Source organism: Rectinema subterraneum (assembly GCA_009768935.1).
Lineage (GTDB): Bacteria > Spirochaetota > Spirochaetia > Treponematales > Rectinemataceae > Rectinema > Rectinema subterraneum.
The window spans coordinates 1-13,114 of sequence record WESA01000030.1 but is presented as its reverse complement, the minus strand read 5'-3'; the positions used below and the strand labels follow the sequence as shown (position 1 = coordinate 13,114).

Annotated in this window: 12 protein-coding genes, 1 tRNA gene and 1 pseudogene; 4 read left to right on the top strand and 10 right to left on the bottom strand. The window is 51.5% G+C overall.

The features are described from left to right. Positions 1–27 precede the first annotated feature (27 nt). The gene (locus GAP13_RS08465) at positions 28–1,056 is read left to right on the top strand and encodes a LacI family DNA-binding transcriptional regulator (protein WP_158907894.1); all 1,029 of its coding nucleotides are present in this window, start codon (positions 28–30) and stop codon (positions 1,054–1,056) included. Positions 1,057–1,069: 13 nt separating this feature from the next. After that, positions 1,070–2,881 carry an oligoendopeptidase F gene (gene pepF, locus GAP13_RS08460; RefSeq protein ID WP_158907893.1) on the top strand — a complete coding sequence of 604 codons (1,812 nt, stop codon included), beginning with the start codon at positions 1,070–1,072 and terminating at the stop codon, positions 2,879–2,881. Here the strand turns inward: pepF and GAP13_RS08455 are convergent. The 6 genes from GAP13_RS08455 to ftsH all read right to left on the bottom strand — a co-directional run bounded on the left by GAP13_RS08455 (position 2,878) and on the right by ftsH (position 9,760). Next, positions 2,878–3,597 (bottom strand): 16S rRNA (uracil(1498)-N(3))-methyltransferase, encoded by a 720-nt coding sequence (locus GAP13_RS08455; RefSeq protein ID WP_158907892.1) that lies wholly within the window; start codon positions 3,595–3,597, stop codon positions 2,878–2,880. The genes pepF and GAP13_RS08455 overlap by 4 nt on opposite strands. Next, complete coding sequence (fabV, locus tag GAP13_RS08450) at positions 3,594–4,811, bottom strand: enoyl-ACP reductase FabV (protein WP_158907891.1); 1,218 nt, start codon at positions 4,809–4,811, stop codon at positions 3,594–3,596. Before fabV ends, GAP13_RS08455 begins: the two co-directional genes overlap by 4 nt. Next, positions 4,808–5,227 carry a 3-hydroxyacyl-ACP dehydratase FabZ gene (gene fabZ / locus GAP13_RS08445; protein ID WP_158907890.1) on the bottom strand — a complete coding sequence of 140 codons (420 nt, stop codon included), beginning with the start codon at positions 5,225–5,227 and terminating at the stop codon, positions 4,808–4,810. The genes fabV and fabZ overlap by 4 nt, the downstream gene beginning before the upstream one ends. A gap of 116 nt (positions 5,228–5,343) precedes the next feature. Beyond that, positions 5,344–6,618, bottom strand: coding sequence for a beta-ketoacyl-ACP synthase II (fabF, locus tag GAP13_RS08440; RefSeq protein WP_158907889.1), 1,275 nt, complete (start codon positions 6,616–6,618; stop codon positions 5,344–5,346). Positions 6,619–6,722: 104 nt separating this feature from the next. Next, positions 6,723–7,700 carry a beta-ketoacyl-ACP synthase III gene (locus tag GAP13_RS08435; RefSeq protein WP_158907888.1) on the bottom strand — a complete coding sequence of 326 codons (978 nt, stop codon included), beginning with the start codon at positions 7,698–7,700 and terminating at the stop codon, positions 6,723–6,725. Positions 7,701–7,789: 89 nt separating this feature from the next. Continuing rightward, positions 7,790–9,760 (bottom strand): ATP-dependent zinc metalloprotease FtsH, encoded by a 1,971-nt coding sequence (ftsH, locus tag GAP13_RS08430; protein ID WP_158907887.1) that lies wholly within the window; start codon positions 9,758–9,760, stop codon positions 7,790–7,792. 230 nt (positions 9,761–9,990) lie between these two features. Here ftsH and GAP13_RS08425 point away from each other — a divergent pair, with 230 nt between their 5' ends. After that, complete coding sequence (locus GAP13_RS08425; RefSeq protein WP_158907886.1) at positions 9,991–10,257, top strand: co-chaperone GroES; 267 nt, start codon at positions 9,991–9,993, stop codon at positions 10,255–10,257. 69 nt (positions 10,258–10,326) lie between these two features. Here the strand turns inward: GAP13_RS08425 and GAP13_RS08420 are convergent, their stop codons facing one another. Then, entirely contained in the window at positions 10,327–10,779 is a 453-nt protein-coding gene (locus tag GAP13_RS08420) for a PTS sugar transporter subunit IIA (RefSeq protein WP_158907885.1), read from the bottom strand. Between the two features lie 63 nt (positions 10,780–10,842). Beyond that, complete coding sequence (locus tag GAP13_RS08415) at positions 10,843–12,087, bottom strand: cation:dicarboxylate symporter family transporter (protein WP_158907884.1); 1,245 nt, start codon at positions 12,085–12,087, stop codon at positions 10,843–10,845. 127 nt (positions 12,088–12,214) lie between these two features. Here GAP13_RS08415 and GAP13_RS08410 point away from each other — a divergent pair. Next, a tRNA-Arg gene (locus GAP13_RS08410) sits at positions 12,215–12,288 on the top strand. Between the two features lie 168 nt (positions 12,289–12,456). On the opposite strand, the gene GAP13_RS08405 is transcribed toward GAP13_RS08410, so the two are convergent. Next, positions 12,457–12,834, bottom strand: coding sequence for a hypothetical protein (locus tag GAP13_RS08405; RefSeq protein WP_158907883.1), 378 nt, complete (start codon positions 12,832–12,834; stop codon positions 12,457–12,459). Between the two features lie 67 nt (positions 12,835–12,901). Further along, positions 12,902–13,114, bottom strand: a pseudogene (locus GAP13_RS08400) (integrase catalytic domain-containing protein); the annotation flags it as partial.

The following is a 13,114-nucleotide window of genomic DNA, read 5'->3' as shown; positions in this document are numbered from 1 at the left end:
TTGCCTTTCGTGTACAATTCTTGCGCTATGTCAAAAGTAACGATCAAGGATATCGCCCAGCGCGCAGGTGTATCGAAAACTGCCGTGTCGTTTGCCCTGAACTATCCTGGCCGCATATCCAAAAAGACCTATGAAAAAATTATGGCAATTGTCGAGGAACTCGGCTATGTGCCCAATCCATTTGCGAGAACTTTGACGACCAAGCGCCTAGGCGCGATCGGTTTGCTGCTGCCGCAAAAAATTGGCGATATATTCGGCAATCCTCACATGGCTCAGATTATTAGCGGCATTGGCGAAGAATGCGAACGGCGCGAATTCTCGCTCGCTATTCTGCCTCTGATACGGGGCAAAATTATCGAAGCTGCCCGCAAGTCCTATGTCGACGCCCTCATTACAATCGGCGTTGGCCCGGATCACGAAGTCGTGGATCTTCTCAAAAAGAACCATATTCCTTTTGTGACAATCGACGGCGAGGAATCCGAGAATACCATAAATATCGGAATTGACCATAAAAATGCTGCCAAGGAGATCATGCTTCATGTTCTGCAGCAAGGCCATCGCGACATAGCAATTCTTGCGCTTGAAGCAGATACCAAACCGATTGAATCGACGCATACTTCGATTGTCTTGCAGAGACGGTTCCAAGGCTTTCAGGAAGCGCTTGAGGAATTCAGCATATCGCTTGCTGAGCCGAGCGTGCAGATACTGAACTGCAAAAGTTCGATGCAGGCTGGCCATGAGAGCGTGCAAATTCTTCTTTCGAATGCAAAGAGGCCAACAGCAATTGTGGCGATGTCCGATATCGCTGCAATCGGAGCGCTTGTGGCGATAAAGGAAAATGGCTTGAGAGTCCCTGGGGACATCGCTGTCGCAGGGTTCGATGATATACCGGAAAGCAGCCTTGTCTCACCAGCATTGACGACAATTTTTCAGCCTGGACGGCAAAAAGGTACAGAAGCCGCAAGGATGGTACTGAATATGCTCGATGGAGCGCAAGGAACGCATATCAAGCTGCCATACAAGTTGATAGTGCGTGAATCGACGCTCCGTGCCTAAGAAGGGAGGAACAATGGCAAAAGCAATTCCAGCGCGATCGGAAGTTCCAGCAGAACACAAGTGGAATCTTTCAAGCCTTTTCAAAGATGATGCAGCATGGGAAGAGGGGCTGGCAGCGCTTGGAGCAATGCTCCAGGATGCGGAAGCATGCAAGAAGGCCGGAATCGGACACTCAGCAGAAGCTTTTCTTGCCGCTCTGTCTGCTTATGAGCAATATCTCATTCTTGAAGAACGGCTTGGGTATTATTCCCATCTGAGGGTTACCGAGGATGAAGGCAACAGCACTGCACGTGGCATGTTTGCCCGTTTTGTGGGAGTCTCCTCGCAGGGACAGGCAGCCTGGTCGTGGTTCAGTCCGGCAATACAGGTCCTCGATGACGCATTCCTGCAAGCGTGCCTTGCTGATCCTAAATTTGCCGGTTATAGGGTGTTTCTCGAAAAACTGCGGCGCTTCAAACCGCATGTCCTGAGCGAGGCCGAAGAGCGCTTGCTTGCACTGCAAGCAGAGCCAGCGCAGACAGCACAGGAAGCCTTCAGCGTTCTGACCAATGTCGATCTTAATTTCGGCACCATCGATACGCCGGAAGGGCCGAAACCGCTCACCCAATCGACATTCGCCTCTTTTATGCGCATGCCGGACAGATCGATTCGCAAAACTGCATACTTGCAGTTCTATACCCAATTTGAATCACATCAGAACACCTTGGGCTCCCTCTACGCGGGTTCGGTCAAACTCGACAAGTACCAGGCGCAGGTCCGCAAATATCCGAGCGCGCGAGCGATGGCGCTGTTTCCGGACAATGTGCCTGAAAGTGTCTATGACAATCTTATTGCGACTCTGGGGAAGAATCTGCCCTCTTTGCACCGTTACTACAAGCTGCGGAAAAAGATTCTTGGCCTCGATGAATTGCGCCATTACGATGTCTATGTTCCCCTCGTACGGGAATCAAGGGCTACCCACAGCTACGAAGAAGCGGTCGATATCGTCACCGAAGCGCTCAAACCGCTGGGCGAAGACTATATTTCTGTGCTGCGTAAGGGTCTCACAAGCGGCTGGGTCGACCGGTACGAAAATAAAGGCAAGCGCTCCGGCGCTTTTTCAGCCGGGACATATACTGGCGAACCGTACATTCTTCTTAACTATAAGGACGATGTGCTGCACGACCTCTTTACCATAGCCCACGAAGGCGGCCATTCCATGCATTCATGGTACTCGTCGCGCAGCAATCCCTTCATGTGCTACAACTACACCATATTCGAGGCCGAAGTGGCAAGCACATTCAACGAACAGCTCGTATTTTCCTATCTCTACCAGCACAGCACCGACGCCATGCAAAAAGCCTTTCTCATCGCAAACCGCATCGACGACACCCTCGCCACGCTGTTCCGCCAAACCATGTTTGCCGAATTCGAAATGCGGGCACACGAGATCGTCGAAGCTGGTCAGGCACTGACAGTCGATGTGCTCAGAAAGGAATATCGGGCGCTTCTGGAGAAGTACTTCGGTCCGGAGCTAGTTTTCGAGAGCGTTTCAGACCTCGAAGGCCTGCGAATTCCTCATTTCTACAATGCATTCTATGTTTACAAGTACGCGACCGGTCTTTCTGCGAGCATTGCTCTTTCGGAGCGCGTCATGAAAGGCGGCAAAGAAGAGCGCGACGCCTATCTCGGCTTCCTGAAATCGGGCGGCAGCAAGTTCCCCATCGAAGCGCTGAAGCTTGCAGGCGTCGATATGTCGACACCGCAGCCGATAGAAGCTGCATGTACGCGCTTTGCCGATGATGTGAACGAGCTGGCAAGGCTGCTCTCTATTTCGCTGGACTAAAGGAAATTCAGTTTCGAGAGGATGACGGAGACGGCGGCGATTGCGGCTGTCTCCGTTTTCAATATGCGGTCGCCCAGTGCGCAGAGCGAGAAATTTGCCCTTTCGAATAGCGCAAGTTCATCCTGGGTCCAGCCGCGCTCGGTGCCGATTGCAAGGATGACAGGGGTTTGCTCTACCTGGATTTGGCTTAGGGGCAGCGCGGCGATATCTGGATGGCATACGAGCTTGGTGCCTTCCGCGTGCTCGATGGCTTCGAGGGCTTTTTTTAATGACCAGGCGATGCTGATTTCCGGGAGGCGCGGATTGCCCGCTTGCTCTGCACCATCCAGAGCATGCTGGATATATTCCTTGCGCTTGTAAAAATTGGATTGGGTATACGATTTCTCCCCGAGCGCTGTGGGGAAAAATACGATTGATGCGACGCCGAGGGTTGCAAGATCTTTTACAATTCGCGCTCCTTGGATGGGGCGGACAGTGCCGAGCAGCACCGTCAGAGGACGCAATGGCGGAGCGAGACTCTCCGGAAAAAAATGCAGGGTAATTTCGTCATTGCCTATGGCATCGATGATTGCATATCCAAGGCGACCATCAGAAGTGCCTGCTCGTATGCGATCGCCCTTTCTTTTCTCGAGAACCCGAAGTATGTGTTGAGCTCTGCGGTCCGAAACAGGCAAAGCCTGGAATTCGTCGCCTGAATCGAGAATGCACAGGTTCATTCGAAGGAAGACACCTCTTGATCGTAATCGACGCCCGGCACATCGAATCCATGCGCTCTCAGAAAATCGCTTTTGAATCCTTCTGGATCAGCCAATAGATAGAGATTCGATTCGTCGATCCGCGAGATGCGGGCACTGACTTCGCTCTGCACCGATGAACCCATCTCAAGGTCGTCTATCCGGATGCGCTTTTCCTGATCAGTCGGAATTTGCGCCGCGTCCTTCCGGTACAGCCGTTCCGAGAAAAGCCTGAGCATCTGATCGACGCAGTCCTCGTGGATATTGCGTTCTTTCATAACTTTGAAGAGGGTTGCGACATAGAGAGGGATGACAGGGATGACCGCGCTGGCTCTGGTGACGACGGCCTTATTGATCGAGACGAAGGCGCGAAGGCCGTTCTCATTCTGATAGCAGCTTGTAAGCGCATGGGCAGTTTTCTCGAGATGAAGTTTTGCTTGCCCGATCGTGCCATCGTGATAGATTGGCCAGGAAAAAGAAGGCCCGATGTACGAATATGCAAGCGTTATTGCGCCAGGGGCAAGCACATTGGCCTTATTGAGGGCATCTATCCATAATTGCCAGTCTTCGCCGCCCATTACCTTGACTGTTTGGGCGATTTCTTCGTCAGTAGCTGGCTGCACTGTGGCTTCGGAGATTTTCCCGGTGAATACATCGAGCGATCGGCCTGCGTATTGCCGTCCTATCGGTTTGATGACAGAGCGGTACAGTTCTCCGGTATCAGGATCGGTGCGAACAGGGCTTGCGAGCGAATAGATGACGAGATCATATCTGAAATTGCGCTCGCGGGCGACTTCGATCGCTTTTGTTTTGGCTTCGTAGGAGAAGGCATCGACATCGGAAAAAGTCCGGGCGAATAATCCTGCCTGAGCAGCGAGCCTGTCAAATTCATTATTGAAATACCAGCCGGGAGTGGCAGGCTTCAAGGCGGAAGGGGCTTTTTCATAGGAAAAACCGACAGTGTCCGCACCATAGGCCATGGCTGCGACAATCCTCGATGCCAGACCATACCCGGAAGAACAGCCTATCACCAGCACATGGAAGGGCTTGGTAACATTGCTGCCATTTTTCCCGAAACCAGCAAGCCGGTCGCGGAATGCCTTTGCTCGTTCTACCTGGGCTCGCACCTCTGCCCGGCACCCCTGCGGATGCGCATTGATGCAGATATTGTTTCGAACCATCGGTTTGAGAATCATTCTGGAACTCCTGAAGAGATGCTTATCCATTCTGCTTCGACTGCTATTTCATCACCAACCTTGCCGACCCCTTTCTGATGCAGAAAAACAGAAGAAGCGCGGACATTCAATATTTCCATTTTGAGCGTGTCGCCTGGCCGGACCGGTCGCTTGAATCGCGCTTCCTTGATCTTCGCGAACATGAAGAGGCTTTTGGGGTATATGCCCATCAGCTTTGCTCCTACTCCGCCAGCCTGCGCCATGCTCTCGACAAGAAGCACCCCCGGCACAATAGGAAACGATGGAAAGTGGCCCTTGAAGAACCAGTCATCGTCATGGAAGGTATGTGTCGCGATAATCGTTTCTCCCTCGATATGCGCATCATCGACAAAAAGAAATGGTGGCCTATGAGGCAGATATGTTTCGATGTGATTCACTGGATGCCGCCTTTCATATGGATATGATATTTGATAGCGCAATGGATGCAATATGGTTGCAATTTTAGTATCATGCCGCACGCTTTGCAACTGGTTACTGTTGGCAGAGGGCCCCTTTATGGTTGTGCGAAAATGACGACGCCATTATGTCCGCCAAATCCGAGGCTTGCAGACATAGCCGCATTGATCTTGTGTGTTCTTGCGCTGTTTGGGATGTAGTCAAGGTCGCATCCATTTTCAAGATCGGGATTATCGAGATGGATTGTTGGAGGCAGGATGCCTGTTTTAAGCGCTTGTATGCACACAATGGCTTCGATAGCGCCGGCGGCCGCAACGCAATGGCCCGTCATGCTTTTGGTTGAGCTGATTTGAAGTGATTGAGCGAGCGGGCCGAATGCGGTTTTCAGCATTCGTGTTTCCATTTGGTCGTTGAGCTCTGTTCCTGTTCCGTGGGCGTTGTAATAGCCGATATCTTCGGGGGCGAGAGCGGCATCCTTGAGCGCGATTTCGATTGCCTTTGCACCAAAAAGGCCTTCTGGCTGAGGCGCCGTGAGGTGATATGCGTCACAGGTAGCACCATAGCCGGCAAAAACTGCGTGGATCGGAGCCTGGCGGGCTTTCGCGCTTTCCATTCGCTCGAGAACAAGAATGCCTGCTCCCTCTCCCATGACAAATCCGTCTCTGTCGCGGTCGAATGGCCTTGAGGCTAATTCCGGCCGGTCATTGTAAGAAGTGGAGAGTGCTTTGAGCCGGCAGAAGGCACCGATTGCGAATTCCGTGATAGCTGCTTCGGTTCCGCCTGCAATTACGATATCCGCTCTTCCTGATCGAATGAGGTCGAGCGCCTGCCCAAGTGCGTCGGTGCCCGAGGCGCAGGCGGTAACCTGCGTAAGTGCCGGCCCGTGAATGCCAAAGCGCATGGCAATATTGGCAGCGGCTTCGTTTGCGATCATCAGGGGAATCGTCATGGGTGGAATCCGGTCTGGCCCATCCTGCAGCATTTTTGCATGTGACTCAGTGAATACTTCGAGCCCGCCTATGCCATTCCCTATAACAATCGCGATACGATACGGGTCAATAGAAGCACTCTTTTCCGCAGACTGCGAATCCATCGTTGCTGGCAGGCCTGCATCGTTCCAAGCCTGTACCGCAGCAGCAACAGCATATTGCGAAAAAAGCGCCATCTTTCTTGCTTCTTTTCGATCTATCCAGAGCGAGGCGTCGAAGTTTTTTACTTCGGCAGCAATTTTGCTTTCGACATTCGACGCATCAAAATGAGTGATAGGGCCAATGCCGCTCACGCCATTTACACAATTCTTCCAGAATTCCTCGATGGAATTCCCGATTGGGCTTATAATGCCAAGCCCCGTCACCGCTACTTCTTCTTTCATGGTCTGTCACTCCGTTCAGGATTTTTCTGAATATGCTGCAAATTCAAGGCTCGCCACTGGATCACCATCGGTTTGCCCCTAATCGCCACCAGCCCGCCATCGGCTCACCACCGGATCACTGCCGCGCCATAGGTCAGGCCAGCGCCAAAACCGACCAGCATAATAAGATCATTCGGTTTCAAAAGGCCTTTCTCATCCATCTCACTGAGTGCAAGCGGAATGCTTGCGGCAGATGTATTGGCATATTCTTCAATATTGAGAAATATCTTGTCCATAGGAATGGAAAAACGCTTTGCAGCGGCTTGTACAATGCGCGCATTTGCTTGGTGCGGTATAATCCATGCAAAATCTTCGAGCCGATAGGCAGTCTTGTGCAGAAGGCGCTCAATAACTACCGTAATCGATTTCACTGCAAAATCGTAAACCTTTTTCCCATTCATGGAAATGACCGGTACCAGCGGCGGCTGCCGTTCAAAAGCCTTTGCTCTTTCCGGCTGCACGAGATAAAGATCTTTCGCGCCGCTGCCATCCGCGCCAAGAATAAATGAAAGACAGCCTCGCCCTGTTTCATCGATGCGAGACAGGACAGCCGCCCCCGCGCCATCGCCGAAAAGCACGGCCGTGGATCTGTCATTCCAATCAGTTATTCTGCTCAGTCCCTCTGCGCCGATAACAAGCGCATTTCGTCCATGCGACGTTTCCAGCATGCTGGAAGCGATATTGAGCGCATAAATAAACCCGGTACATCCTGCAGTGACATCAAATGCAGAAGCCCCGTAGGCGCCGAGCTTGTCCTGCACAATGCATGCAGTCGCGGGGAACCCGAAATAATCAGGAGTCGCAGTAGCGACAATAATATAATCGATCTCGTGAATGCTTATTTTTGCTTTTTCGAGGGCGCTTTTTGCCGCGCTTACTGCCATGTCGCTCGTTTGGACGCCATCCGGAGCAATGTGGCGCGCCCCGATGCCAGTATGGGATCGTATCCATTCGTCGGTAGTGTCTATGCGCGAGGCCAGCTCTTCATTGCTTATCCTGATGGGCGGCACATAGGCAGAAATTGCTCTGATCAATACAGACATATACTTCTCTCCTTTCAGTCAGAGATGAGAGAAGTACACCATATGTTGCTGCTGTTGTCAATATGACAAAGTTGGTAAAAGTGTCATAATTATGCTTTGGATGAAGCGGCTGCGGCGCTGGGTGAGGTAAGCTCAGCGGTAAGCGCGGCGAATTCAGTTTCTTCGATCACCTCTTTCTCGAGAAGAAGAGCGGAAATGCGATCGAGCATATCTTTTTTCTGTATAAGCAAATTTTGTACATGCTTGTAGCGCTCGTCCACGATGGAAGCTATCTCTTCGTCGATGTACCGCTGCGTATCTTCGCTGTATTCTTTCGTTGCATAGGGATCGGCAATTTGCGGCATTCCCGGGATGCTGCCGCCTCTCTTGGTAAGCGCAACGTTCCGGAACTTTTCGGACATCCCGTAATCGGTGATCATGCGGCGGGCAATATCGGTCGACCGCGCAATATCATTGGCCGCCCCTGTAGAAATGGAATGGAACACAAGTTCTTCTGCAGCGCGCCCGCCCAGAAGCACGTCGATCTGGCCAAGCAATTCTTCTTTTGTAACAAGATAGCGATCCTCCAGCGGCATCTGAAGCGTATAACCCAGCGCCCCGAACCCGCGCGGGACAATCGATATTTTGCGGACAGGATCCGCACCAGGCGTGAAGGCGGCGGTAATCGCATGCCCGGTCTCGTGCACAGCGACAATCTGCTTCTCTTTGGGATTTATCATGCGGTTTTTCTTTTCCAGGCCAGCGACCACTTTTTCAATGGCATTCTGGAAATCTTCTTCTTTGACTTTTTTCCGGCCAGCGCGCACAGCGAGCAGCGCGGCTTCATTGACTACATTTGCAAGGTCGGCGCCGACAAAACCGGGAGTACTCCTCGCGATTTTGGAAAGATCGACCGAAGGATCCATTTTGATCGTTTTGGTATGAATCTTGAGAATTTCTTCACGGCCAATCATGTCAGGGCGGTCGACGAGCACCTGGCGATCAAAACGTCCCGGGCGAAGAAGTGCAGGATCGAGGACATCTGGCCTGTTTGTTGCAGCGACGAGGATAAGGCCGCTCGTCGAATCGAATCCATCCATTTCGACAAGCAGCTGATTGAGCGTCTGCTCGCGTTCGTCATTTCCGCCTATCATACCGCTCATGCGTGACTTGCCGAGCGCATCGATTTCATCGATGAAAATGATGCAGGGAGCTTTTTCTCTCGCTTGCTTGAACAGATCGCGCACCCGCGCCGCGCCGACGCCGACGAACATTTCGACAAATTCAGCACCGCTCATCTTGAAGAAAGGAACATTCGCCTCGCCGGCAACAGCTCTGGCAAGAAGCGTTTTCCCTGTTCCCGGAGGGCCGACAAGCAGCACTCCCTTGGGGATTTTGCCGCCGATTTCCGTATATTTCTGGGGATTTTTAAGAAAATCGACTACTTCGACGAGTTCTGCTTTGGCTTCATCGACTCCGGCGACATCTGTAAATCGGGTTTTTATATCGCCTTCTGCCACAACAGTTGCCCTGTTTTGGCCGAAAGCGAGGACATTCGAATTCGAACCCATGAAACGGCTCATGACTGTTCGCCACAGGAAGAACATGATCGCAAAGGGAAGCACCCAGTTAAGGAGCAGCGAAAGGATCGCACTTCCTTCCCGTGGGGATGCGGAATACACAACGCCTTTCTGGTCCATCAGCGCGGTGAACTCAGGATCTGTAACTGGCACTGTTTTGTAAACGACGCCAGGTTTTGCCGTCGCGGGCAGCGGCGATGCAGGCTCTGAAGAGCGGGCATCTGTATACCCGGTATAGTAATTGATATCGATTTCAACGCGCTTGATTTCGCCGGTTCGTATCTTGTCTTTGAATGTTGAATAAGGAACAACAGTATTATCGCTTCTGAAAAGGAAATAATTGAAAAATGACACTGCAATGAGCGCTATAAGGACATAACCGAGGGAAAATCTGAATTTGAATCCCTCGGGCATGCCTGGCTTCTTGTTTGGATCGCCTTGATTCTTGTCCGGTTTGTTCTGTTGATTTGGGCTCCAGCTGTTTTTGCCTTTCGATGGCATTATGGTCTCCTAATGGTCCGATTCATGCATGGGTGTGTCTGCACGCACAGTATCGCATATTCCTGCTTTTGTTCAAATATAAATATAATGATTTTGCTGAAATGCGGCGAATAGCATGTTTCCAGCGGAAGGCACACTATCGCGCTTGACCCTTTGGCCCAGTTTTTTTATATTTTTAATCGGTTCTCTACCACAAATCATCTTTGAGCATTTTTCAGGAGGAGATACCTATGACGGTGAAGCCCTTAGGGGACAGAGTTCTTGTCAAGATCAAGGAAAGCGAAACGAAGACTGCTGGGGGTATTATCATTCCCCAGACTGCCCAGGAGAAGACCCAGACTGGCGTAGTTGTTGCTGTCGGAACCGATAGCGATGTCATCAAGGTCAAAGTCGGCGACGAAGTGATGTACGACAAGTATGCAGGCACCCAGATCAAAATCGACGGTGCGGAGCATCTCATCGTGAAGATGTCGGATATCCTCGCAATTCTCGAATAAGAGAATCGCTGGCTGTCATGAAGAGGCTGCGGATAAGCCGCAGCCTCTTTTATTTGGGATTGCCGAAAATCAGGAATTGCCAACAAGAATTGAAACAACTTCTTCCGGGGTTTTTGCAGCAAGCAGCGCTTGCCGTTTTTCTTCGCTGCGGAACAGCATGCCAACCTCTGCCAGGAACTGCAGATGCGGACCAGTCTTGTCGATAGGGGAGAGGGTCATGATGAAAATGCGGCATCCCTTGCGGTCGAGCGCATCAAAATCGATTTCTTCTGGCGAAATGCCAATGCAGGCGACCAATTCGCGCACTGCGGTTGTTTTTCCGTGAGGAATGGCAATGCCGTGCTTCATGCCGGTACTCATGCGGTCTTCCCGTTCGAAGACACTGCGGATTGCTTCTTCTTTGTCCAGCACTTTGCCGCTGCGAAATGCAAGCTCTACAAGTTCTCTGATAATCGCTTCTTTGTTTTTGCCTTTCAAATCCAGCGACACTAATTCTGGTTTCAGCAAGTTTTTGAGGTCCATACCCATATCCTAAATATACCCGATAGTGCCGTCAAGTGCGGCATCGTTGCAAACACAAGAAAACTATATAAAATTCCGCGCCCGCTTTGTAGTTCTTTCGCCTTGTCTATCGCCGATCAGCGCAACCGCGAACATCATCCATGCGCTGTCGAGAATGGCAGCCAGGATGGAGAGAGGAAAGGCTACTGGCACAAGGAGTGAGGCACCATTCTGGAAGCCCTGTCCGAAAAGCATACAGACAAGAGAAAGCATGACAGAAATGTCACTGCGAATGCCTGCAGAAGCGACAAAGACCGAGAAAGGCACAAGAACAAGGAGCAACAAAAGCTGCGCTAGCCCCGGTCCATTTCTTGAATATGAAAGGAACATTGCAATAAAAGCAGAGGCGACTACAAACGCGCTTCCAGCCCTCCCTGTCATGAGCGCAAGAGGGAAAATAGTCGCATTTGTATCGCGCTTTACGCCAAGACTCTCCGACAGATGCCGGATTGCGCTCCCTGAAGAGAAAAAAATGCTTCCAGATCCTGCAGCGGCAAGCAAGGGGCCAAGCATCCCATACAAGAGCACATAAGGATTTGCCTTTCCGCCAAGGATCCGGTAGGCAAGAGGGAACACGCCGAATAGGACAACTACAGCCGCAACTCCAGCGGAAAAGAGAATCCCTCTGTATTCCACTGGCAAGCCGGTATTTCTCAAAACCAGAAAGAGATTGAGAGAAACGGCGATGAGCAGAATCCCGAGTATCTCCGATATGAAAGTATTGATCAGATATGCTGTACGGGAAATCACATCGAGCACAGGGATCAATGGCCGCGCCATAACTGGATCATGGGCGACTGCAAGTCCGAAAGCGAAACCGAAGACTAGGAGGGGCAGCAACCAGGTGCCAGAGCCCGCAAAAGTGGAAAAAATGCTCGGGGGGAATGTCGAGCGGACCATCTCGGCTGGATCAATCGTTGGCGTGAGCCCGCTGTCGGTTATAAGAGGAAGAGGCGCAGATTTGAATATCAATGCAACTGCAAGGCCGAGGCCAGCAGCGACAATCAAGCTCCCGACAAGCAGGAAAAAAGATTGGCTGAATATTTTCCAGAAACGATGCGCTTCGGAAAGCCTGAATACCGAAACCGGAATTCCCGAAGCAAGCATAAAAACAAGCGCGTAACCGCCAATTTTCAGCGATATCTCCGAGATGAACGTAATTGCTGCCGTTCCGCGCACCATGCTCGGCGGGAGCGCGATATACAGGATCGCTCCCATTGCAATGCCGAATGCATATTTGAGCCAGAGCTTCATTGTGCCCAAAAGCATAGCGCCATGGCAGGATGAGGTCAATCATTGGCGGCAGCTGGCCGAGAGTCGATGGCTGCCGACGGTTAGCCGCTCCCTCGCATTGACAGCGGCCGTCCTTTTCAAGTATTGTTCAACCCAGTTTCGCGACCCAGTAGCTCAGCAGGATAGAGCGACTGCCTCCTAAGCAGTAGGTCGGCCGTTCGAATCGGCCCTGGGCCAAACAATCTGCAGTGCTTCTTGTCCCAGCCATCTTTGGAACGCTGTACTTTGCCTTTCTGCCTGTCAAGACAATATAGAATGTTGTCAGTCTGCATTTCCTGCGCCGTAATGCCTCATTATAAAATCTAAGCGAAATGCTATGGATGCCTCATTATATTTTCTAACCATTCATTCTTTCTCATAGAGTACCTCTATCAGCGTTTTATTGCTATGTGCATGATGGAGTTTGTCGAGTGCAGTATCCAGGTTATAGCGCAGCACCACAGGATCATAGCCCGCTTTGAGTGCCGAGAGCTGTTCTTTTGCCGTAAGCGATACAAAGGGAGAGGCAAGCACGCGGGAGAAAGGGGTTTGGGGTGTGTCATAGGTTTTGTGAATGGTTGCGTTCTCACGATGCTTTGCGATGAGTTTTGTCGAGGGATAGAAGAGGTTCAGTAAGGGACAGAGGACGCGATAGACTTCCCTGAGGGCTTCGAATTCCTCGGTGGTGTCGTAGCGTGCGTACCCGACGAATTGCCGGACATATTGGCTGTTCTTCTGCTCCACGAAGGGGTTGTCATTCTTGTGGTAGCTGCGTGAGCGGGTAAACTGGATCTGTTCGCATATGCACCAGTCATAGACCTGCTTGCCTTAGGAATTCCGAACCATTGTCAGAATCGATCGCAATGAGGCGGAAGGGCAGCGTTTCCTTGATGTCGACGAGCGCCTCTTTGACCCATCGCTGGGCACGATTAGGTAATGCCCGCAGTTCGACCCAGCCGGTCATGGTATCGGTGGCGTCGAGGGTGCAGCAGAACTCATCATGGACCGTCACACCGCTGTGGAA

Coding starts and splice junctions, on each gene's coding strand:
- fabF (WP_158907889.1), bottom strand. CDS start 6,618: ATGAAAGAAGAAGTAGCGGTGACGGGGCTTGGCATTATAAGCCCAATC.
- ftsH (WP_158907887.1), bottom strand. CDS start 9,760: ATGCCATCGAAAGGCAAAAACAGCTGGAGCCCAAATCAACAGAACAAA.
- GAP13_RS08435 (WP_158907888.1), bottom strand. CDS start 7,700: ATGTCTGTATTGATCAGAGCAATTTCTGCCTATGTGCCGCCCATCAGG.
- GAP13_RS08465 (WP_158907894.1), top strand. CDS start 28: ATGTCAAAAGTAACGATCAAGGATATCGCCCAGCGCGCAGGTGTATCG.
- GAP13_RS08425 (WP_158907886.1), top strand. CDS start 9,991: ATGACGGTGAAGCCCTTAGGGGACAGAGTTCTTGTCAAGATCAAGGAA.
- fabV (WP_158907891.1), bottom strand. CDS start 4,811: ATGATTCTCAAACCGATGGTTCGAAACAATATCTGCATCAATGCGCAT.
- GAP13_RS08455 (WP_158907892.1), bottom strand. CDS start 3,597: ATGAACCTGTGCATTCTCGATTCAGGCGACGAATTCCAGGCTTTGCCT.
- GAP13_RS08420 (WP_158907885.1), bottom strand. CDS start 10,779: ATGGACCTCAAAAACTTGCTGAAACCAGAATTAGTGTCGCTGGATTTG.
- pepF (WP_158907893.1), top strand. CDS start 1,070: ATGGCAAAAGCAATTCCAGCGCGATCGGAAGTTCCAGCAGAACACAAG.
- GAP13_RS08415 (WP_158907884.1), bottom strand. CDS start 12,087: ATGCTTTTGGGCACAATGAAGCTCTGGCTCAAATATGCATTCGGCATT.